The sequence below is a fragment of the Ramlibacter sp. 2FC genome, assembly GCF_005503345.1.
Lineage (GTDB): Bacteria > Pseudomonadota > Gammaproteobacteria > Burkholderiales > Burkholderiaceae_C > SCMQ01.
Genome location: NZ_SCMM01000027.1, coordinates 1 through 19,282 on the forward strand (window position 1 = coordinate 1; position 19,282 = coordinate 19,282).

General features: G+C 67.9%; 21 protein-coding genes and 2 pseudogenes. 8 read left to right on the plus strand and 15 right to left on the minus strand.

Annotated features, from left to right (window positions below):
- The 5 genes and pseudogenes from FFS10_RS23520 to FFS10_RS12960 all read left to right on the plus strand — a co-directional run.
- Window positions 1-121 (plus strand): annotated as a pseudogene (locus tag FFS10_RS23520) (ABC transporter ATP-binding protein); the annotation flags it as partial.
- 14 nt (window positions 122-135) lie between these two features.
- Window positions 136-1,023, plus strand: coding sequence for a VOC family protein (locus FFS10_RS12945; RefSeq protein ID WP_137894890.1), 888 nt, complete (start codon window positions 136-138; stop codon window positions 1,021-1,023).
- Window positions 1,024-1,029: 6 nt separating this feature from the next.
- Window positions 1,030-1,938: a sugar phosphate isomerase/epimerase family protein gene (locus FFS10_RS12950; RefSeq protein ID WP_137894891.1), complete on the plus strand. Its 909-nt coding sequence runs from the start codon at window positions 1,030-1,032 to the stop codon at window positions 1,936-1,938.
- A 19-nt stretch (window positions 1,939-1,957) separates the two neighbouring features.
- Window positions 1,958-3,154, plus strand: a complete 1,197-nt coding sequence (gene pcaB / locus FFS10_RS12955; RefSeq protein WP_137894941.1) for a 3-carboxy-cis,cis-muconate cycloisomerase — start codon at window positions 1,958-1,960, stop codon at window positions 3,152-3,154.
- Window positions 3,155-3,239: 85 nt separating this feature from the next.
- The gene (locus FFS10_RS12960) at window positions 3,240-4,112 is read left to right on the plus strand and encodes an alpha/beta fold hydrolase (RefSeq protein ID WP_137894892.1); all 873 of its coding nucleotides are present in this window, start codon (window positions 3,240-3,242) and stop codon (window positions 4,110-4,112) included.
- A 124-nt stretch (window positions 4,113-4,236) separates the two neighbouring features.
- Here the strand turns inward: FFS10_RS12960 and FFS10_RS23190 are convergent, their stop codons facing one another.
- The gene (locus FFS10_RS23190; protein WP_212744129.1) at window positions 4,237-4,563 is read right to left on the minus strand and encodes a helix-turn-helix domain-containing protein; all 327 of its coding nucleotides are present in this window, start codon (window positions 4,561-4,563) and stop codon (window positions 4,237-4,239) included.
- A 17-nt stretch (window positions 4,564-4,580) separates the two neighbouring features.
- A complete protein-coding gene (locus FFS10_RS23195; protein ID WP_212744130.1) occupies window positions 4,581-4,796 on the minus strand; it encodes a cupin domain-containing protein in 216 nt (71 codons plus the stop codon).
- 214 nt (window positions 4,797-5,010) lie between these two features.
- Here FFS10_RS23195 and FFS10_RS12970 point away from each other — a divergent pair.
- The 3 genes and pseudogenes from FFS10_RS12970 to aroE (FFS10_RS12975) form a co-directional block, all read left to right on the plus strand.
- Window positions 5,011-5,796: pseudogene (locus FFS10_RS12970) on the plus strand (FAD-dependent oxidoreductase); the annotation flags it as partial.
- Between the two features lie 136 nt (window positions 5,797-5,932).
- Window positions 5,933-6,115: a GMC oxidoreductase gene (locus FFS10_RS23525; protein ID WP_249931281.1), complete on the plus strand. Its 183-nt coding sequence runs from the start codon at window positions 5,933-5,935 to the stop codon at window positions 6,113-6,115.
- A 49-nt stretch (window positions 6,116-6,164) separates the two neighbouring features.
- Window positions 6,165-7,013 carry a shikimate dehydrogenase gene (gene aroE, locus FFS10_RS12975; protein WP_137894893.1) on the plus strand — a complete coding sequence of 283 codons (849 nt, stop codon included), beginning with the start codon at window positions 6,165-6,167 and terminating at the stop codon, window positions 7,011-7,013.
- 125 nt (window positions 7,014-7,138) lie between these two features.
- Here aroE (FFS10_RS12975) and FFS10_RS12980 read toward each other — a convergent pair whose 3' ends face one another.
- From FFS10_RS12980 to FFS10_RS13040, 13 genes are all read right to left on the minus strand, one after another.
- Window positions 7,139-7,972 (minus strand): shikimate dehydrogenase family protein, encoded by an 834-nt coding sequence (locus FFS10_RS12980; protein ID WP_137894894.1) that lies wholly within the window; start codon window positions 7,970-7,972, stop codon window positions 7,139-7,141.
- Between the two features lie 32 nt (window positions 7,973-8,004).
- Window positions 8,005-9,906, minus strand: a complete 1,902-nt coding sequence (locus FFS10_RS12985) for a bifunctional sugar phosphate isomerase/epimerase/4-hydroxyphenylpyruvate dioxygenase family protein (RefSeq protein ID WP_137894895.1) — start codon at window positions 9,904-9,906, stop codon at window positions 8,005-8,007.
- A gap of 27 nt (window positions 9,907-9,933) precedes the next feature.
- The gene (gene aroQ / locus FFS10_RS12990; protein WP_137894896.1) at window positions 9,934-10,380 is read right to left on the minus strand and encodes a type II 3-dehydroquinate dehydratase; all 447 of its coding nucleotides are present in this window, start codon (window positions 10,378-10,380) and stop codon (window positions 9,934-9,936) included.
- A 20-nt stretch (window positions 10,381-10,400) separates the two neighbouring features.
- Window positions 10,401-11,453 carry a Gfo/Idh/MocA family protein gene (locus tag FFS10_RS12995; RefSeq protein ID WP_137894897.1) on the minus strand — a complete coding sequence of 351 codons (1,053 nt, stop codon included), beginning with the start codon at window positions 11,451-11,453 and terminating at the stop codon, window positions 10,401-10,403.
- 77 nt (window positions 11,454-11,530) lie between these two features.
- Window positions 11,531-12,529 carry a TRAP transporter substrate-binding protein gene (locus tag FFS10_RS13000; RefSeq protein ID WP_137894898.1) on the minus strand — a complete coding sequence of 333 codons (999 nt, stop codon included), beginning with the start codon at window positions 12,527-12,529 and terminating at the stop codon, window positions 11,531-11,533.
- Between the two features lie 91 nt (window positions 12,530-12,620).
- Window positions 12,621-13,898, minus strand: coding sequence for a TRAP transporter large permease subunit (locus tag FFS10_RS13005; RefSeq protein ID WP_137894899.1), 1,278 nt, complete (start codon window positions 13,896-13,898; stop codon window positions 12,621-12,623).
- 17 nt (window positions 13,899-13,915) lie between these two features.
- Window positions 13,916-14,455: a TRAP transporter small permease gene (locus FFS10_RS13010; RefSeq protein WP_137894900.1), complete on the minus strand. Its 540-nt coding sequence runs from the start codon at window positions 14,453-14,455 to the stop codon at window positions 13,916-13,918.
- 109 nt (window positions 14,456-14,564) lie between these two features.
- Window positions 14,565-15,251, minus strand: a complete 687-nt coding sequence (locus tag FFS10_RS13015) for a TetR/AcrR family transcriptional regulator (RefSeq protein WP_137894901.1) — start codon at window positions 15,249-15,251, stop codon at window positions 14,565-14,567.
- 55 nt (window positions 15,252-15,306) lie between these two features.
- Complete coding sequence (aroE, locus tag FFS10_RS13020) at window positions 15,307-16,128, minus strand: shikimate dehydrogenase (protein ID WP_137894902.1); 822 nt, start codon at window positions 16,126-16,128, stop codon at window positions 15,307-15,309.
- Between the two features lie 16 nt (window positions 16,129-16,144).
- Entirely contained in the window at window positions 16,145-17,362 is a 1,218-nt protein-coding gene (locus FFS10_RS13025) for a CaiB/BaiF CoA transferase family protein (RefSeq protein WP_137894903.1), read from the minus strand.
- Window positions 17,363-17,375: 13 nt separating this feature from the next.
- Window positions 17,376-17,855 carry a MaoC family dehydratase gene (locus FFS10_RS13030; RefSeq protein WP_137894904.1) on the minus strand — a complete coding sequence of 160 codons (480 nt, stop codon included), beginning with the start codon at window positions 17,853-17,855 and terminating at the stop codon, window positions 17,376-17,378.
- Between the two features lie 24 nt (window positions 17,856-17,879).
- Complete coding sequence (locus FFS10_RS13035) at window positions 17,880-18,266, minus strand: VOC family protein (RefSeq protein WP_137894905.1); 387 nt, start codon at window positions 18,264-18,266, stop codon at window positions 17,880-17,882.
- A gap of 26 nt (window positions 18,267-18,292) precedes the next feature.
- Complete coding sequence (locus FFS10_RS13040) at window positions 18,293-19,231, minus strand: ketopantoate reductase family protein (RefSeq protein ID WP_137894942.1); 939 nt, start codon at window positions 19,229-19,231, stop codon at window positions 18,293-18,295.
- Between the last annotated feature and the right edge of the window lie 51 nt (window positions 19,232-19,282).

The following is a 19,282-nucleotide window of genomic DNA, read 5'->3' on the forward strand; positions in this document are numbered from 1 at the left end:
GGCGATCGCGCTGGAGTCCGGTCGCCTGGTGCTGCAAAAGCCCGCGGCCGAGCTGCTGGCCGACCCGCACATCGAGCGGCTGTTCCTGGGCGGGGCACAGGCGGCGCAGGCAACTGTTTGAGAGGGGAACACAGCATGGGCCAAGGCCAGGAAAACGACCGTGAATCGATTGCCGAGGGGGAGAACCCGCTCGGCATGGAAGGCATCGAGTTCATCGAGTACGCCACCTCGCGGCCCCAGGCCCTGGGCCAGGTCCTGGAAACCATGGGCTTTCGCCCGATCGCGCGGCACCGCTCGCGCGAGGTCCTGCTGTACCGCCAGGGCGACATCAACGTCATCGTCAACGCCCATGTCGAGGGCGGAGCGGTGGCGTTGGACGAGAAGCCCCAGATCGCTGCGATCGCGCTGCGCGTGCGCGACGCGGCGGCGGCCTACAAGCGGGCGCTGGACCGCGGCGCCTGGGCCGTGCCGGTGCATGTCGAGGTGATGGAGCTCAATATTCCGGCCGTGCACGGACCGGGGGCTAGCCGCATCTACTTCGTCGATCGCTACAGGGAGTTTTCGATCTACGACGTGGACTTCACGCCCATCCCGACCGTGGATCCCCATCCGCCGGCGCTGACCGGCCTGCATTTCTTCGGCATCGTGCAGTACATAGGCAACGACCGCACCGAGGACTGGACCGATTTCTACGGCGAGCTGTTCGGTTTCACGGCCCTGCCCGACGAGCAGCGCTTCGGCATCCTGCCCAAGGGCCGCATCCTGCGCAGCCCCGGCCCGGCTTCGTCGGCCTTCTACCTGCAGCTGATCGAACCCGAGCCCAGCGTGCTCGAGGTGGAGGACAACGAGCGCTTCCAGCGCGTGGGCCTGGGCACGCCCGACGTGCTGCGCAGCGTGGCCGAGTTGCGCACGCGCGGCGTGAGCTTCGTCGAGTCGGGCCGCGTGCATTCCGAGGACAAGGGCGCGCTCACGCTCAACAGCATGGGCAGCGTGTCGTTCGAGCTGGTCCACGACGTGCGCTGAGGCCCCATGAACCAACATCTGCAGGGCAACGTCGACGACTTCGGGATGGACACCATCTCGCTGGCCGGGCCTTTGGAGGCCAAGCTCAAGGCCGTGCGCGAGGCAGGCTTCACCCAGATCATGCTGTCGGCGCGCGACGTCGTGGGCCATCCCGAGGGACTGGAGGCCGCCGTGCGCGCGGTGCGCGCCAGCGGCCTGCGCGTGACGGGCTTCCAGGTGCTGCGCGACTTCGAGGGCCTGTCCGGGCACCTGCACGACTACAAGGTGGACATCGCCAAGTCCATGCTCGAGATGTGCGCCGCGCTCGGCTCCAGGATCCTGCTGGTCTGCTCGTCGACCTCGCAGCACGCCTCGCAGGACCTCGATGTGATTGCCAAGGACCTGCGCAAGCTGGCCATGCTGGCGATCCCGCTGGGCATCAAGGTGGCCTACGAGGGCCTGTCCTGGGGCCGCACGGTCAACGAGTTCAGCACGGCCTGGGACGTGGTGTTCCGCGCCGACGTGCCCAATCTCGGCCTGGGCCTGGACTCCTTCCACATGTTCGCCACCCAGTCCTCGCTCGACGACCTGGAGCTGCTCGATCCCGAAAAGATCTTCCTGGTGCAGCTGGCCGACTTCATGTGGCAGGAGATCCGCTCGGTCGAGGAGCGCATCAGCACGGCCCGCCATTTCCGCGTCTTCCCCGGCGAGGGCGTGCACAGCCAGGCCCTGGCCGAGCTGGTGCGCAAGCTGCACTGGCTGGGCTACCGCGGCGACTACAGCTACGAGGTGTTCAACGACGACTACCAGCAGATGCCGCTGCCTGTGGTCGCGCAGCGGGCGCGCCGCGCCTCGCTGTGGCTGGGCGAGGAGGTGCTGCGCCGCTCGGTGCCGCTGCCCAACCAGATCCGGCTGAGGAAACGCCAGGGCCAGTGAGCTGGGGCGAGTCGCCATGATGAGCATCTTCGAGGGCTTCCTGTCGACCTCCGAGGCGCAGGAGGCGTTTGGCGACCGCCGCTTCGTCGAGGCCATGCTGCGCTTCGAGGCGGCGCTGGCCCGGGCGCAGGCGAGCGTGGGGCTGATCCCCGAAGGCTCGGCGAGCTCCATCATCGGCACCTGCAAGGTCGAGCTGTTCGACGTGCCCAAGATCGTGCGCGAGAGCGCGCGTGCCGGCAGCGCGGCCATTCCCCTGATCCGTACGCTCAAGGACACGGTGGGCCTGTTCAACGCCGAAGCCGTGGCCCATGTGCATTTCGGCAGCACCAGCCAGGACGTGATCGACACGGCCATGGCGCTGATGACGCGCGAGGCGCTGCAGCTGATCGAGCGCGACCTGGGCCAGTCCATCCAGGCCCTGCTCGCGCTGGCCGAACGCCACGCGGCCACGCCCATGCTGGCGCGCACCCTGATGCAGCCGGCCTCGGTCACCAGCCTGGGCCTCAAATGCACAGGCTGGGCCGCGCCGCTTGTGCGCAGCCGCCAGCGCTTGCGCGAGCGGGCGCGCCAGGCGCTGCAGCTGCAGCTGGGCGGCAGCGTGGGCACGCTGGCCGAGATGCGGGGCCGCGGCCCAGAGGTGGCCGCGCTGATGGCGCGCGAGCTGGGCCTGGCCGTGCCCGATGCCGCTTGGCACACGCAGCGCGACGAATGGGTGGCCCTGGGCTGCGAGCTCGGCATCCTGACCGGCAGCCTGGGCAAGATCGCCAAGGACATCGCCCTCTTGGGCCAGCACGAGGTGGGCGAGGTGATGGAGCCGCAGGAGCCTGGGCGCGGCGGCTCCTCGTCCATGCCGCACAAGCGCAATCCCGTGGCGGCCATGGTGGCGCTGGCGGCCGCGCAGCGCGCGCCTCAGCGTGTCGCGGCCCTGCTCGCGGCGATGCCGCAGGAACACGAGCGCGCCCTGGGCCTGTGGCAGGCCGAGCTGGCCGAATGGCCGCAGCTGCTGATGTCGGCCCATGGCAGCGCGCGGGCGCTGGCCAGGGCCTTGCCAGGCCTCAGAGTCGATGCGGCGCGCATGCGCGCCAACCTCGACGGCGTGCGTGCCGGCGTGGGGCCAGAGACGGCGCAGACCTGGTTCGCCCCCGAGCTGGCCGAGCAGGCGGCCCAGCAGGCCAGGGCACGTGCGCAGTCGCTGCGCCAGGCGCTGGCCGGCTGAGCCTGCTCACGCCGGGGCTCGGACCCTAAAATCATCCACTGCCCGCAGGCGGCCGACCGCTTGCACGAACATTCTCAGGGATTCCATGTCGAACATTGCCTTGCCCGCTTTCTTGGCGCTGGAGCAGCGCCAACAGCTGGCCGACGCGCGCCGCCTGACCACGCCCTGCGGCGGCGGCGATCTGGTCTGGCATGCCTGGGGCGAGCCGGGCCGGGAGGCGCCCGTGGTGCTGTTCCACGGCGGCAGCGGCAGCTGGACGCATTGGGTGCACAACATCCTGCCGCTGGTGGCGGCCGGGCGCCAGGTGCTGGTGCCCGACCTGCCGGGCTTCGGCGACTCGGCCCTGCCGCCGGCCGGCGGCGATGCCGATGCGCTGCTCGAGCCCCTGGCCCAGGGCCTGCGCGCCCTGCTGCCGGGGCAGGCCGTGGATCTGATCGGCTTTTCCTTCGGCGGCTTGACGGCAGGCATGCTGCTGGCCGAGCAGCCGAAATTGGCGCGCCGGCTGGTGCTGGTGGGCGCGCCGGCCATGGGCGTGGTGCCGGGCCGGCCGTTCGAGCTCAAGGGCTGGCGCCATCTGCCCAGTGCCGCGGCGCAGGCCGAGATTCACCGCCACAACCTGGCCGTGCTGATGCTGCACGATGCCTCGCTGATCGATGGCCTGGTGCTGGAGATCCACATCACCAACGTGTTGCGCGACCGCATGCCGCGCCGCCGCCTCTCGCAGACCGATGTCCTGGCCCGGTCACTGGCCCGCGTGGCCTGTCCGGTGCACGCGATCTATGGCGTGCACGACGCGCTGTACCGGGGCCGGATCGAGCAGCTCGAGGCCGCGTACCAGCAAGCCGCGCCCGATTTCCGCGGCCTCACGCTGATTCCCGGTGCCGGGCACTGGGTGCAGTTCGAGGCGGCCCAGGCCTTCGATGCGGCGCTGGCGGCGGTCTTGGCGGGCGCGCCCTGAGAGCCACCCCTTTCAAGGTCTTGCTCTGCGTTCTGTTCGGTACGTGCAAGCCCGCTTCGCAGGCGTTGCGCCCTGCGCTGCGGCAGGCGGTGCCCGCGTCCCCAACCTGATGGCCATAGGTACATCAGCGCTTGGCCACCCTGAACATCCGCCGATAGTCGCTGGGCGTGCAGCCTTTCGCTGCGCTGAACTGACGCGTGAAGTAAGCAGGCTCGTGGTAGCCGACCCGCTCGCCGACCTGCGCCACCGTGAGAACACTCTGCGTTAGCAGCGCGCAGGCATGGCCGATGCGCCTTTGCGTCACATAGGCGCTGATCGACATTCGTGTGCTGCGCTTGAACAACCGCTGGAGCTGGCTGGTGCTGACATGAGCCAGCGCAGCCAAATGTTCGACGTGCACCGTCTCCGTGTAGTGCCCATTGAGCCAGTCCAGCACCTGCGAAAGGCGCATGCGTTCGCGTGGGTTTCCTACCGGGCTGATCGCGCTCTTGGCCAGGCATGTGGCAAATTCGGCCCAACCAAGACGAGGTCGCCATCGCCGTAGCTTTCAATGTGATCGCCGACGAAGCGCATGCCCTCGCTGTTGAGAGTCAGCGTCAGCTCAAACTCGGGGTGGTAATGCCAATTGAACGGGAAGTCCGGTAACTGGCGGTCGAAAAGCAGCCACGAGCGATCTGTGGGCATCACGACAGTCTCTAGCCAGGGACGCATCAACCATGCTTCTGTCCGCATTGGACTGTAATCAGAATGCGGCAATCCTACAAGAGCATGCGGTGACGGTGAAACCGATGGCAGGCAAGCCGGGCCAAGATAGCGCCGCTGGACATTGAGAGACAGCGCAAAGGAAGACCATGGCATCGAACACGACCCCGCCGCTCTGCAGCGGTGGTACATCGCAATGAAAAACCCCGACGTTGTCATCGTCGGCTCGGGTGTTGGCGGCAGCGCTGTCGCGCTTCAGTTGGCAAGAACAGGAGCGCAGGTTTTGATCCTAGAGCGTGGCCCGCGTCTGCCCATCGAGCCTCAGAACGCCGATGCCGAGGCCGTCTTTGTGCAGCGGAGGTACCGAGCTCGCGACGAGTGGCAGAAGGAGACCGGCAAGCGCTTCATGCCCGGTCAGTTCTACTTTGTCGGTGGACACACGAAGTTCTTCGGCACCGCGATGTTCCGGTTCCGCGAACGTGATTTTGAGGCCACCGAACTTGCGGATGGCGTTTCGCCGGCGTGGCCCTTCTCTTACTCGGAACTTGAGCCCTGGTACGGCCTCGCCGAGCGCCTCTTCGGGGTGCACGGCCGCGCCGGAGACGACCCTACGGAGCCCTGGCGATCGAGCGACTATCCGCATCCGCCTATCCCGCACGAGCCGGTGATCGGCAAATTGGCAGACAAACTTGCGGGCATGGGCCTGCACCCATTCCACATGCCTTCTGCGGTGGACCTGCACCCTGGTGGCCGGTGCGTGCGCTGCGGCACTTGTGATGCGTTCGCTTGCCGCTACGGTGCCAAAGGAGATAGCGAGACTCGTCTGCTTTCGCCCGCACTGGCTCATCCAAACGTAAACCTGTGGACTGAGACCCGAGCCTTGCGACTGATCACGGACGATCGGGGACACCAAATCGTCGGCGTCGAGGTATCTCGCCACGGCGAAACCTTCAGGATACGTGCGCCTCAGTTCGTGTTGAGCGCTGGCGCCATCCAGTCTGCGCTGCTGTTGCAGCGTTCCGCCGACGGCCACCACACGGAGGGTCTCGCTAACACCCACCGTACTGGCTCACCCGTTTGGCATCGAGACACCATCACACCAGTGTGGCACGGTCCGCATGGGACTCGATCCGGCGCATGCGGCGCTGGACCCCTGGTGCCGCTCCTACGACCACCAGAACCTGCATGTAGTCGATGCGAGTTTCTTCCCGTCATCTGCGGCGTTGAACCCCGCACTCACCGTTGCTGCGCAGGCCCTGCGAGTCGGCGACCGGCTCGCCACCGAATGGACCAGAGGCTGACGACGTGGTGGCGCCCTTTTTCCTACTGACTTCAAGAAAGTGATTGACCATGGCTCACGACTTCCTATACCCCATCACTGGCTCGTTCGCGATGCCCGCGGCCGAGAACCCCACGATCGTAATGATCGAGGCTGCGTACCGCCAGCTTGGACTCAACTGGCGCTATGTCAATTGTGAGGTCCATCCCGACAAGCTGGGGGATGCAGTGCGCGGCGCGCGGGCGATGGGCTGGCGCGGCTTCAACTGTTCAATCCCTCACAAGGTCGCTGTCATCGAACACCTCGACGGGCTGGGCGCCTCCGCCCGCATCATCGGTGCAGTCAACACCGTAGTACGGCGCGGCGATGAACTGATCGGAGAGAACACCGATGGCCAGGGCTTTGTCCGGGCCCTGCGCGAAGTCGACGATCCCACTGGCAAGACGGCGGTGATCTTTGGCGCCGGCGGTGCTGCACGGGCCGTGGCGGTTGAGCTGGCACTGGCAGGTGCTGCGCATATCTGCATCGTCAACAGAGGGCGGGAGCGAGGCGAAGAACTGGCCGACCTGCTGGTTCGACACACACCTGCAGTCGCGACCTACGTACCTTGGGTGGACGCCTTCCGCATCCCGGCGGACACAAGCCTGGTCGTCCATGCCACGTCAGTCGGCCTGTACCCTCACGTCAACGAGACACCCGACATCGACTTGGACACTCTGCTGTCACACATGGTTGTCGCTGACGGTATCCACAACCCGCCCTTGACCAACCTGCTGCGTGCAGCCAAGGACCGAGGGTGCCGGGTGGCCGATGGGCTCGGGATGTTGGTCAGTCAAGGAGTGATCGGTGTCAAGCACTGGACCGGGATGGACGCCGATGCGGGAGTCATGCGGCAAGCATTACTTGAGCTCCGCCTATGAACGAGGTCATCTGACACGACTGAAAGCGACGAGGAGGCAAGCGCCCATTTCGACCTGCGGCAACCTCAGACGCTCTTCCGTACCGATATGTCCCCTGTCGGGCACGGGGCAAGACCTTGAAAGCCTCAGTAGCTGATCTGGGCCAGCGAGCGCAGCACCTCGGGCGTGGTCGTCGGGTAGCCGAAGAACTCGAGGTAGGCCGGGATCTGCTCGAACAGCATGTCCGAGCCGATCTGCACCGTGCAGCCCCGTGCCTGGGCAGCGCTGAGGAAGGCCGTCATTTCCGACTTCATGACCACCTCGCCGACGAAGCTGGTCGGCGCGATGCGCGAGACGTCCATGGGCAGGGGATCGCCCTCGTTCATGCCCATGGGCGTGGCGTTGACCACCAGGTCGTGGCCGGCCGGGTCGTTCGAGCCGGTGCGGACCTCGAGCTGGGGGTAATGCTGGCGCAGGCGCTCGCCCAGGGCCTGGGCCGAGGCCGTGTTCACGTCGAACAGGCTGATGGCGGCGATGCCGGCTGCGGCCAGCGAGGCCGCGATGGCCGATCCCACGCCGCCGCTGCCCACCACCAGCACGCGCTTGCCCGCGAGGTCCAGGCCTTTGCGCCGGATGCCGCGCACGAAGCCCTCGCCATCGAACATGTCGCCCACCAGGCGGCCGTCCCCGGCGCGGCGTACGGCGTTGCACGAGCCGGCGATTTGCACGGTGGGCGAGGCCTCATCGAGCATGCCGACCGTGCTGACCTTGTGCGGCATGGTGATCAGCGCGCCGCGGATGTTGGTCAGCTTGAACACCGCGCGCAGGAAGCCGGGGTAGTCCTCGGCCTTGCAGCCCATGGGCATGACGCGCGCGTTGACGCCGATGTGGTCGAAGTAGGGGTTGTAGATCATCGGCGCCTTGAAGGCATGCGTCGGGTAGCCGATGTGGGCAATCAGTTCGGTGTTGCCGTTGATCATGTGTGTGGGTCCTGAAAAAAGGGCGAGGGCGCTCAGCGCGCCTGGCGCTCGCGCCACAGCGCCATCGCGGCCAGCCGCAGCGGCGCGTTGGGCGCGCCGTAGCCCGTGTAGCCGCCGCGGCGCTCGAGCAGCTCGAAGTGGAAGCGCTCGTCGAAGGGCGCGGTGTAGAGCTGCAGCAGCTCGGCGCCCGAGGGCTCGCGGTCGTAGAGGATGCCGAGCTCGCGCATCGCGGCCAGCAGCGCCGGTTCGATGTCGTACTTGGCGGCCAGGTCGTCGTAGTAGTTGGCCGGTACCGGCAGCAGGGGCGCACCGAGCGCCTTGAGGGTGCGCGCGGTGGCGACCAGGTCGGTCACGGCCAGGGCGATCTGCTGCACGCCGGCGCCGCGGAAGCTGGACACGGCGCGCGAGACCGAGGTGTTGTCGCGCTCGGACACGGTGACCGACACGCGCACGGCGCCGTCGGCCGACTCGATCTCGCGGCTCTTGATCACGCCGTAGGGATCGTGCAGTACCACGTTGCGCTGCGGCAGCAGGCCCAGCACGGCGCGGTGGAACAGCACCCAGGGCTCGACCTGGCCGGCCGGCACGGCCTGCACCAGATGGTCGATCCGGGCGGCGTCGCCCAGCGCGCTGCCGGGCAGGGCGGCTTCGTCGATCACGAAGTCGGCCTCGAAGGGGTGGCGGCCCGCCTGGGGCCTGCCGCAGAAATAGAGCTGGCTGCCGTCCGGGGCGTGCACCGCCGGGATGCTGAGCTCCTGGGGGGCTATGCGGCCGGCCACGCGCGGGCACAGCAGGGCTTCGGCGCGGGTGAGCGCGCCGGCCGGGTCGTCGGTGGCCAGCGCCAGCGCGCAGACCGAGGTGCCATGCAGTTCGAAGTGGCTGCGCGCGAACGAGTCTTCCTCGAGGTTGAGCACGATGCGCACCTCGCCCTGGCCGTACAGGTCGACGTTCTTCGAGCGGTGGCGGCCGATGCGCCGGAAGCCCAGGGTCTGGAGCCAGGCGGCCAGGCGCTGGGCGGCGGCCGGGTCGACCGCGAACTCGATGAAGGACCAGCCGCCGAGCGGCGGCACGGGGGGAGGGTCGAACAGCGGCACCTTGTAGGGCGGCGCGTCCTGGGGGCGCTGCTGACGCACCTGCTCCTCCAGCCACAGCAGCGAGCGCATGGCGTCGACGGCGTTGGCGCGCGCCGGGGCGGCACGAAACTCGTCGTTGAAAACTTCGAGCGAGAGCGGGCCGGTGTAGCCCGCGTCGAGCACGGCGCGGGTGAACTTCGCCATCTCGAATTCGCCCTGGCCGGGAAAGCAGCGGTAATGGCGGCTGTGGCTCAGCACGTCGGTGGCGACCCAGGGCGCGTCGGCCAGCTGCACAAAGAAGATCTTTTCGCCGGGCAGCCGGGCGATGGGCGCCGGGTCGTCGCGCAGCGACAGGGTGTGAAAGCTGTCCAGCGCCAGGCCCAGGTGCGGGTGGTCCACGCGGCGCACCACCTCCCAGGCCTGGGAGAACAGCTTGACCTGGCTGCCCCAGGCCAGCGCCTCGTAGGCGACGTACATGCCGCGCCGCCCGGCGGCCTCGGCCAGCTGGCTGAACTGCTCGGCGAGCTGGTCCGGGTCGGCCGGCGCGTCGGGTTGCACGTTGGAGCAGACCAGGATCAGCGAGGTGCCCAGCTCCTGCATCAGGTCGAACTTGCGCTCGGCACGCTCCAGGTTGCGCGCGAGCTGGGCCGGCGTGGCGGCGTCGAAGTCGCGGAAGGGCTGGAACATGTCGATCGCCAGGCCCAGGTCCTCGCAGAGGCTGCGCACCTCGCGCGGCGAGCCCGGGAACTGCAGCAGGTCGTTCTCGAAGATCTCCACGCCATCGAAGCGCGCCGCGGCCGCGGCCTGCAGCTTCTCGCGCAGCATTCCGGAAAGGGAGACGGTGGCGATGCCTCGACGCATGGACAACTCGCTGGATTCGTTGGGTGATCAGGCCTGGCGGGCCTGTGCGTGCTTGACCGCGGCGCGCAGCCCGAGCAGGTAGCTGTCGACGCCGAAGCCGGCGATCTGGCCCAGGGCGATCTCGGCGATCACCGAGAGATGGCGGAAGGGCTCGCGCGCGTGGATGTTGGACATGTGCACCTCGATGATGGGGCAGCCCAGGATGGCCAGTGCGTCACGGATGCCGTAGCTGTAGTGGGTCCAGGCGCCGGCGTTGATCAGCACCGCGTCCACCTGCTCGACATGGGCGCGGTGGATGCGCTCGCACATCTCGCCTTCGTGGTTGGTCTGGAAGCACTCGACCTCGACGCCCAGTTCCTTGCCCAGCGCCGCCAGCTGGTCGTTGATCTGGTCCAGCGTGATCGTGCCGTACTGCTTGGGATCGCGCTTGCCGAACATGTTGAGGTTGACGCCGTGCAGCGTGAGGACTTTCATGTCGATTCCTTGTTCAAGAGTCAAAGGGAGGCCAACTGTACGACCTGGCCGCTGCGTGCGGCCTCGGCGATCGCCTCGGTGACGCGCAGGTTCTGCAGGCCGTCGCGCGCGCTGACCAGTGGGGCGGCCTCGCCGCGCACCACGGCGCCGAAATGCTCGATCTGGTGCTTGAGCGGGTCGTCGCGCACCATGCCGACCACGCCGACCTCGAACTCCTTCCACCAGGAGCGGTCTTCGGCGCGCGGGTAGGTCTTGATGCGCATGGTCGGCACCGACAGGCTGCCGTTGGTGCCGGCAATGACGTAGCAGTCCTCGTCGGCGTAGCTCGGGTAGGCCTTGTTTTCCTGGCTGGTCTGCTCCCAGCTGCGCGGGCAGGCCGCGGTGTCGGACAGCATGAAGCTGCCGAGCACGCCGCTGGCGAAGCGCAGGTTGATCGCCACCGTGTCCTCCACCGGGAAGCCGCGCGTGGCATTCGAGGCGAAGGCCTGCACGGCGGCAATCTCGCCGCACAGCATGCGCAGGTTGTGCACCTCGTGGATCATGTTGAGCAGGACGGGGCCGCCGCCGATCTCGCGCCGCCAGGGCGCGTCGGCGTAGTAGTGGTCGGGTTTGAGGAAGGTGGCGCTGCCCATCACCGCGACCAGGCGGCCGAGCTGGCCCGAGTCGACCACCTGCCTGGCCTTGGCCATGATGGGGCTGTGGGCCCGGTGGTGGCCGATCAGCACCCTGGCGCCGGTCTCCTCGACCCGCTCGAGCAACTGCTCGCCTTCGGCCACGGTGGTGGCGATGGGCTTTTCCAGCAGGATGGGCAGGCCGGCCGCGATGCATTCCAGGGCCTGGGGCACATGCAGCTGGTTGGGCGTGGCCAGGACCAGGCCGTCGGGGCGGTCCTTGGCCAGCAGCTCGTCGATGGAGGCGTACAGCGGCACGCCGGCCTGGGCGGCCACGGCCGCCGCCGCGGGCGAGGGGTCGACGATGGCGGACAGGGTGCAGCCGGGGCTGTTCTGCGCCACAAGCATGTGGGCCTGGCCGATGTAGCCGGCGCCGGCGACGGCGATGCGGGTCTTGCTCATGGAGGGGGCGGAGGGCGTGTTCTGACGAGGAGGACGGAACCACCCGCGCGGGCCGGCCGCGGCGGGTGGTGGGTGACTTACTTGCGCACCTTGGCCAGTTCGGCCTGCAGTTCCTGCACCGTTTCCTGGCCCACCGAGACCGCGTACTTGGCGGTCACCGGACGCATCTTGTCGCGCAGCTTGGCGACATCGGCGGCCGAGAATTCGGTCACTTGCATGCCGTTCTTCTTGAGGTTGTCCAGGGCCGAGGCGACCTGGCCGCGCGCCTGCTCACGCTGGTACTTGGCCGATTCCTTGGCCGCGTCGCCGACGATCTTCTTCTGGTCGGCGCTCAGGCCGTCCCAGAACTTCTTGCTGATCAGCACCGACTGCGGGTTGTACTGGTGGTTGCTCAGCACGATGTGCTTCTGCACCTCGTAGAGCTTGTTGGCGTTGATCACGGTGACCGGGTTTTCCTGGCCGTCGATCGCCTTCTGCTCCAGCGCCGCGTAGACCTCGGGGAAGGGCAGGGGCGTGGGGTTGGCGCCCAGGGTCTTGACCCAGTCCACGTTGATCGGGTTGGGGATCACGCGCAGCTTCAGGCCCTCGACGTCTTCCACCTTGGTGATGGGGCGCTTGCTGTTGGTGATGTTGCGAAAGCCCAGCTCGTAGTAGGCCAGGCCGACCATGCCCTTGTCCTGCAGCTTGGCATGCAGCTTCTGGCCGAAGGGGCCGTCCACCGCGGCGTCGGCTTCCTTGGTGTTGGTGAACATGAAGGGGAAGTCGTAGATCGCGAACTCCTTGACCTGGCTGGCCAGGATGCCCGAGTTCAGGGACACCATCTCCAGCGTGCCGCCCTGCAGGGCCGAGACGTTGGCCTGGTCGCTGCCCAGCGTGCCGCCCGGGAACAGGTTGACCTTGATCTTGCCGCCCGACTTGGCCTCGACGATTTCCTTGAACTTCTCCATGCCCATCACGATCGGGTGGCCCTTGGGGTTCTGCGTGGCGAACTTGATGGTCTTGTCCTGCGCCTGGGCCACGCCGAAGGCGGCCAGGGCCACGGCGGCCACAAGGGTTTTGACGAACAGACGTTTCATGTGCGTGTCTCCAGAAGGTATCGAATCGGACGTACGCGAGGAAAGGGCTCCGCGGCCAGGCGTACCCGGACAGGCCGCGGAAGGGAAAACATCAATAGAACCAGCGCGCGGGCACCATGACCAGCTGCGGGAACGCGACCATGGCGAACATGATCACGAACTGGGCCACCATGAAGGGCAGCACGCCGCGGGTCACCTCGTCCATGCTGACCTTGCCGACGCCGGCCACGGCGTTGAGCACCGTGCCCACCGGCGGCGTGATCAGGCCGATGGCGTTGTTGATGATGAACAGCACGCCGAAGTAGACCGGGTCGATGCCGGCGGCCTTGACCACCGGCATCAGCACCGGGGTCAGCAGCAGGATGGTCGGCGTCATGTCCAGCGCCGTGCCGACCACCATGGTGATCACCATGATGGTGAGCATCAGCAGCCTGGGGCTGTCCAGCAGGGGTTGCAGCAGGGCGATCAGCTGCTCGGGCAGGTTGGCGACCGTGATCAACCAGGCCGAGACCATGGCGGCGGCGACCAGGAACATCACCACCGCGCTGGTCTTGGCCGAGGCCACGAACAGCGGCACCAGCGACTTGAAGTTGAGCTCGCGGTAGACCAGGGTGGAGATCAGGAGGGCGTAGACGGCGGCCACCACGGCGGCCTCGGTCGGGGTGAACAGTCCGAACTTGAGGCCGAACACCACGATCAGCGGCAGCACCAGGGCCCAGGTGGCCTGGCGCAGGGCCACCATGATCTCGGCCATGGACTTGCGCGGCGGCACTTCGACCACTTCGCGGCGCGCCAGCCACCACCAGGTGACCCACAGCGACACGCCCAGCAGCAGGCCGGGGAAGATGCCGGCCAGGAACAGCTTGGAGATCGAGACGTTGCCGGCCACGCCGAAGATCACGAAGCCGATGGAGGGCGGAATCACCGGCGCGATGATGCCGGCCGAGGCGATCAGGCCGGCCGAGCGCGCCTTGTCGTGGCCCGCGGCCACCATCATGGGCAGCAGCAGCGAGGCCAGGGCGGCGGCGTCGGCCACGGCCGAGCCCGACAGCGCGGCCATGATCACGGCGGCCATGATGGTCACATAGCCCAGGCCGCCCTTGATGTGGCCGACCAGGGCCATGGCGAAGTTCACGATGCGGCGGGACAGGCCGCCCGCGTTCATGATCTCGCCCGCCAGCATGAAGAAGGGCACGGCCAGCAGCGGGAAGCTGTTGGCGCCTTCCATCAGGTTCTGCGCCAGGATCTGGGCGTCGAACATGTTCATGTGCCACATCAGGGCCACGCCGCACAGCAGCAGCGAGAAGGCGATGGGCACGCCCAGCGCCATGGCGCCGATCAGGGAAGAGAGGAATACGGCAATCGTCATGTCAACCTCGAGTCGGTTCAGTGCGCTTCGCCGGTTCCGGCATGGGGGGATTCTTCGGATTCCTGGATCATGGTCAGCTCGTCGTCCTTCAGACGCCCGGTGACCAGGTCCAGCAGGTCGGCCAGCAGGATCAGGCCGCCCAGCACGGCGAACAGGATGCCGGGGAAGTAGACCCAGCTCATGGAGACTTCCATCACCGCGCTGGTGCTGGTCCAGTTGATGACGGCCTGGTCCCAGGAGCCCTTGAACAGCAGGGCGCAGCAGCCCAGCATCAGCAGGTAGGTCAGGAACAGGCAGAACTTCTTGCCGGCGGGACCCAGCTTGCCGATCAGCATGTCGGTGCCCAGGTGGTCGCGGTCCCGCAGGGCGACCACGGCGCCCATGAAGGTCATCCAGACGAACAGCCAGCGCGACAACTCCTCCGAGACGGTGATGCCGGAGTTGAAGCCGTAGCGCAGCACCACGTTGCCGAACACCAGCACCACCATGAGGGCCAGGCTGGCTGCGATCAGGCCGGACAGCAGCCGGCAAGAATGGTCGATCAGGTTTCTAACCATGAAGGTCTCCTTTGCCCGTGATTTTGTACGAACTAGTTAGTTTTTAAAGTAAGTGAAAACCCTAGGCCCCGCCCCGGGGCGGGCGCGACTCGCTGGTGCAAACGGGAGGTCAGGGGGCGCGCACGTAGCGCACCACCATGTCGATCACGCTTTCGCGCCGGGCGGCGAGCGCCGCGGGCGTCTGGGTGTCGCGCTTGAAGATCAGGCCGAAGGTATGCCGGTTCGAGACGTTGAAGAAGGTCAGCGCCGAGATCGAGGCGTGGATGTCGATCGGGTCCAGCCCGGCGCGGAACACGCCGCTGGCAATGCCGCGCTCGTAGAGGTCGCGTATGCCCTGGATGGCCGGCACGTTGAGGTCCTGGATGATCGTGCTTTGCGCCAGGTACTGGCCGCGCTGCATGTTCTCCGACATGACCAGACGGATGTAGTTCTCGTTGCGCTGATGGTGGTCGAAGGTGAAGCCGACCAGGGTGCGCAGCGCCTGTTCGGGCTCCAGGTCCTCCAGGCGCAGGGCGGACTCGATCGTGCGCATGCGCCGGTACGACTCCTCCAGCACGGCCAGGTACAGGCCCTCCTTGCTGCCGAAGTAGTAATAGATCATGCGCTTGCTGGTCTGGGTGGCGGCCGCGATCTCGTCGATGCGCGCCCCCGCCAGGCCCTTCTCCCCGAACTCGACCGTCGCCACCTCGAGGATGCCCGCCATGGTGCGGGCCGGGTCGTTGGTGCGCGTGGTCTCCTTGCCCGCCGGCTTGTTCCTGCGCGCGGCGGGACGCGCAGAATGTACTGGTTCGTTCATTCTCGCAGTATAGAGGCAGAGTACGCATCATCAAACCCCGAACGGGCAGTGCAGGTCAGGCAAGCGGCACCGTGAGCCGGTCGATCACGGCGCGCGTGTCGGGGCGCCGGCCGCGCCACCAGGCGAAGGCCTCGGCAGCCTGCTCGGCCAGCATGCCGACGCCATCGGCCAGCCGCTGCGCCCCGGCGTTGCGCGCCAGGCGCAGGAAGGGGGTCAGGCCCTTGCCGTAGGCCAGCTCATAGGCCCGGGCGCCCGGTGCGAACACGGTGGCCGGCACCGGAGGCAGCTCGGCGCGCAGGCTGGCCGAGGTGGCGTTGAACACCAGGTCGAAGGCCTGGCCGGTCAGCTCGGCGTAGCCGCCCGCGCTCACCGGGCCCTGGCCGGCCACTTCAGCCGCCAGCGCCTGGGCCCTGTCGGCCGTGCGGTTGGCAATCACGAGCTGCGCGGGCCTCTCGGCCAGGAAAGGCAGCAGCGTGCCGCGCGCCGCGCCGCCGGCGCCCAGGAGCAGCACGCGCTTGGCCTGGAGCGGGCAGCCCAGGTTGTGCACCACGTCGCGTACCAGGCCCACGCCGTCGAAGTTCTCGGCAAGCACGCGCTCGCCCTCGAACTTCATGGCGTTCACCGCGCCGGCCAGGCGGGCACGCTCGGACAGGTCGGTCGCGTAGGCAAATGCGTCGAGCTTGAACGGTGCCGTGACATTGAGGCCGCGGCCGCCGGCGGCGCGGAAGGCGTCCGCCGTGGCAGCAAACTGACCCAGCGGGCCCTCGATGGCTTGATAGGCCATGTCCTGCCCGGTAGCCAGGGCGAACATGCCGTGGATCAGCGGCGACTTGCTGTGCGAGATCGGGTTGCCGATGACGGCGTAGTTGTCGGTCACGTGCGTCTCCCCGGATTCAGTCGTTGTAGAGCACACCGTCGGCCTGCATGGCCGCGATCGCATCGTCGCTGAAACCGAGGCTGGCTGCAATCTCGGCGTTGTGCTGGCCCAGGTCCGGCGCCACCTGGGTGACGGTGGTGTCGCAGCCCGAAAAATGGAAGGGCAGGTTGGGCAGGCGGATCTTGCCCAGCGCCGGGTGGTTCTGCTCGATCACCATGCCGCGGGCCTGGATCTGCGGGTCGGCCAGCACCTCGTCGATGCGCTGCACGCGGGCAGCGGGCAGGTCGATGGCGTCCAGGGCTTCGAGCACCTCGGCCACCCGGCGCTGCGCCACCCAGGCCTTGACGACGGGCAGGATCTCGAGCCGGTGGGCATTGCGGCCGGCCGCGCTGTGAAAGCGCTGGTCGGCGCCGAAGCCGGCCGGGCCGCCGGTCTGCTCGACCAGCGCCGCAAAGCGCTTCCAGGCGTCGTCCACCTGTGCCGCGATGACGAGGTCGCCGTCCTGGGCGCGGAACACGCCGTAGAGCGTGGACTGGGGCATGTCGTGGCCGGTCTGCACCGGCAGCTCCTTGTCGCCGGAGAGCGTGTAGCACTGCACCGCGTACTCGTGCATGGACACCAGGGTGTCGTACAGCGCCAGGTCGATGTGCTGGCCCTTGCCGGACTTGACGCGGCCCAGCAGGGCCGCGTTGATGGCCGCCACGGCGTGGATGCCGGTGTACATGTCGCCCAGCGAGATGCGCAGCAGCGGCGGCGCCTCGCCCGGCGTGCCCACCATCTGCATGATGCCGCTCTTGGCCTCGGCGATCAGGCCGAAGCCGGCGCGGTGGGCATCGGGGCCGGTATGGCCATAGGCCGAGATCGAGCAGTAGACCAGGCCCGGGTTGCGCCCGGCCAGCGCCTCGTAGCCCAGGCCCAGCTTGTCCAGCGCGCCGGGGCGGTAGTTCTCGACGAACACGTCGGCGCTGTCCACCAGCTTTTGCAGCAACTCGCGGCCGCGCGGGTCCTTGATGTTGACGCACAGGCCCTTCTTGCCCATGTTCTGCTGCAGGAAGTAGCCGCTGTGGTTGCCTATGAACCAGGCGTGCTGGCGCCCGGCGTCGCCGGTGGTGGGGCGCTCCACCTTGATGACCTCGGCGCCCAGGGCCGCCAGGCAGCGGCCCACGTAGGGGCCGGCCAGGAAGTGGCTGTAGTCGATGACGCGGATGCCCGCGAGAGGGAGTGCTTGGCTCATGGCGGGTCCTTGCTTAGTACGTGCCGGGGCGGCGGGGGATCATCAGCCGGTGCTCGCCCTTCTGCACCACCTCGCCACGCTGGTTGATCAGTTCGGACGGCAGCACCACGATGCCCCAGCCCGGCTTGCTGTTGGAGGGGCGCATGCTGCCCACGCGGAACGCCACATGCAGCACGTCGCCGACCTTGATCGGCAGCAGGAAGTCCCAGGTCCAGCCCAGCGACATGCCGGGCAGGAAGCGGTATTCGCACTGGGTCTTGAGGCCGTCGGCGATGGACAGGCCGAACAGGCCATGCGCCACCAGTGCGCCGAAGTGGCTGGCGTTGGCATAGGCCTCGTCCACGTGCACGGGGGTGTGGTCGCCGGTCAGGTCGGCGTAGGCCAGGATGCGCTCCTTGGTGACGGCGTAGGTCAGACTGGTGCAGCTGTCGCCTTCGCGGGCGTCGTCCCAGTAGCGCTCGGGGGTCTGGAACTGGATGTTCGTACGGAGCATGTTGCTTTCTCTGTGAATGGTGGCTCAGGCCCGCGGGTTCACGGCCAGGGTCTCGGCCACGGCGTTGCCGCTGGCCTGCATGAGTTCCACGGCCAGGCCGTCGGGCAGGCGCAGCCAGTTGCGGCCCTGGGGCATCTCGGTCACGCCGAAGGCCTGGGCCTCGCTCAAGGCCTGCTCCAGGTCCTCGACCATGATGCCCAGGTGGGCCAGGCGGCCTTCCGGGCCTTCGAAGCCGGGGTCGGCGATCAGCTGCATGCCGCCCACGCTCCAGTACTGGGCGGGGTTGTCGGCGGGGCCGTCGGTCTGGCGCACGGTCATGCCCAGCACCTCGCGGAAGAATCGGATATGCCAGTGGATGTCCTTGACGCGGACCGCGACATGCTCGACGTAGGATCGCTTGGTGTAGGCCATGGATGTTTCTCAGGTTGTCGGGTTGATCAACGGGGCAGGGCGCGTTCCACGCCCTTGACGCAGGCCACCAGGGTCTGGTTGATGGGCGTGGCCACGCCATGGCGCTCGCCCCAGCGCACCACCGAGCCGTTGACGTAGTCGATCTCGGTCGCCGAGCCCTTTTCCAGGCTTTGCAGCATGGAGGCCTTGAACTCTTGGGGCAGGCCCTCCGCGGCCTTGACCCAGGGCTGGCGCGGGTCGGTCACCGACAGCGCGATGCCGCCGGCCTTCGCCACCGCCATGGCCTCGGCCACGGCCGCGATCGCGCAGGCCTCGACCTCGGGCACCTGGTACAGCTCGCCGTAGGGCAGGCGGGTGACCGCGCTCAGGGCGCCGGTGGCCACGTTGACCAGCAGCTTGTCCCACATGGTGCCCATGATGTTGCGGCTCACCTCGGTGATCAGACCGGCGCCATTGAAGGCCTCGGCGATGCGGACCACGCGTTCGCTCAGGCTGCCGTCGAGTTCGCCGATGTGGGTCTCCTTGCCCTGGGTGCCAGCGATGATGTGGCCCGGGCCCAGCATCACGCCGCCGGTGTAGGTCTTGCCGGCCAGCACCTTGTCCCGGCCTACCGCCTCGGCCAGGATGTCTTCGTGGCCCAGGCCGTTCTGCAGCGACAGCACCGTCGTGTGCGCGCCGACGATGGGGCGCGCGGCCGCGATCGCCTCGCGGGTATGGAAGGACTTGACCAGTACGATGACCAGGTCCATGGCGCCGCTGGCGGCGGCGATCTCGCCGCAGTCGGTGCTGGCATGCACCTTGACCACACGGTCCACGCCGGCCTCGCGCAGGGTCAGGCCTTGCGCGCGCATCGCGTCCACATGGGCGCGGCCGCGGTTGACCAGCCAGACCTCGTGGCCGGCCTCGGTCAGCACGCCGCCGATGGCGCAGCCCAGGGCGCCTGCGCCCAGAACACAGATCTTCAACATATTCTCCTTGCCTCGTCGGCGGTTTCAGCCCTGCGGGGCGGCAGCAAC

Bases quoted from the DNA above. Each gene is read 5' to 3' on its own strand.
- FFS10_RS23525 (WP_249931281.1), top strand. From the start codon at position 5,933: ATGGGACTCGATCCGGCGCATGCGGCGCTGGACCCCTGGTGCCGCTCC.
- FFS10_RS12980 (WP_137894894.1), bottom strand. From the start codon at position 7,972: ATGATCAACGGCAACACCGAACTGATTGCCCACATCGGCTACCCGACG.
- pcaB (WP_137894941.1), top strand. From the start codon at position 1,958: ATGAGCATCTTCGAGGGCTTCCTGTCGACCTCCGAGGCGCAGGAGGCG.
- FFS10_RS13035 (WP_137894905.1), bottom strand. From the start codon at position 18,266: ATGGCCTACACCAAGCGATCCTACGTCGAGCATGTCGCGGTCCGCGTC.
- FFS10_RS23195 (WP_212744130.1), bottom strand. From the start codon at position 4,796: ATGCCCACAGATCGCTCGTGGCTGCTTTTCGACCGCCAGTTACCGGAC.
- FFS10_RS23190 (WP_212744129.1), bottom strand. From the start codon at position 4,563: ATGCGCCTTTCGCAGGTGCTGGACTGGCTCAATGGGCACTACACGGAG.
- FFS10_RS13015 (WP_137894901.1), bottom strand. From the start codon at position 15,251: ATGAACGAACCAGTACATTCTGCGCGTCCCGCCGCGCGCAGGAACAAG.
- FFS10_RS12950 (WP_137894891.1), top strand. From the start codon at position 1,030: ATGAACCAACATCTGCAGGGCAACGTCGACGACTTCGGGATGGACACC.
- FFS10_RS13025 (WP_137894903.1), bottom strand. From the start codon at position 17,362: ATGAGCCAAGCACTCCCTCTCGCGGGCATCCGCGTCATCGACTACAGC.
- FFS10_RS13010 (WP_137894900.1), bottom strand. From the start codon at position 14,455: ATGGTTAGAAACCTGATCGACCATTCTTGCCGGCTGCTGTCCGGCCTG.
- aroQ (WP_137894896.1), bottom strand. From the start codon at position 10,380: ATGAAAGTCCTCACGCTGCACGGCGTCAACCTCAACATGTTCGGCAAG.
- FFS10_RS12985 (WP_137894895.1), bottom strand. From the start codon at position 9,906: ATGCGTCGAGGCATCGCCACCGTCTCCCTTTCCGGAATGCTGCGCGAG.
- FFS10_RS12945 (WP_137894890.1), top strand. From the start codon at position 136: ATGGGCCAAGGCCAGGAAAACGACCGTGAATCGATTGCCGAGGGGGAG.
- FFS10_RS13000 (WP_137894898.1), bottom strand. From the start codon at position 12,529: ATGAAACGTCTGTTCGTCAAAACCCTTGTGGCCGCCGTGGCCCTGGCC.
- FFS10_RS12995 (WP_137894897.1), bottom strand. From the start codon at position 11,453: ATGAGCAAGACCCGCATCGCCGTCGCCGGCGCCGGCTACATCGGCCAG.
- FFS10_RS13005 (WP_137894899.1), bottom strand. From the start codon at position 13,898: ATGACGATTGCCGTATTCCTCTCTTCCCTGATCGGCGCCATGGCGCTG.
- aroE (WP_137894893.1), top strand. From the start codon at position 6,165: ATGGCTCACGACTTCCTATACCCCATCACTGGCTCGTTCGCGATGCCC.
- FFS10_RS13030 (WP_137894904.1), bottom strand. From the start codon at position 17,855: ATGCTCCGTACGAACATCCAGTTCCAGACCCCCGAGCGCTACTGGGAC.
- FFS10_RS12960 (WP_137894892.1), top strand. From the start codon at position 3,240: ATGTCGAACATTGCCTTGCCCGCTTTCTTGGCGCTGGAGCAGCGCCAA.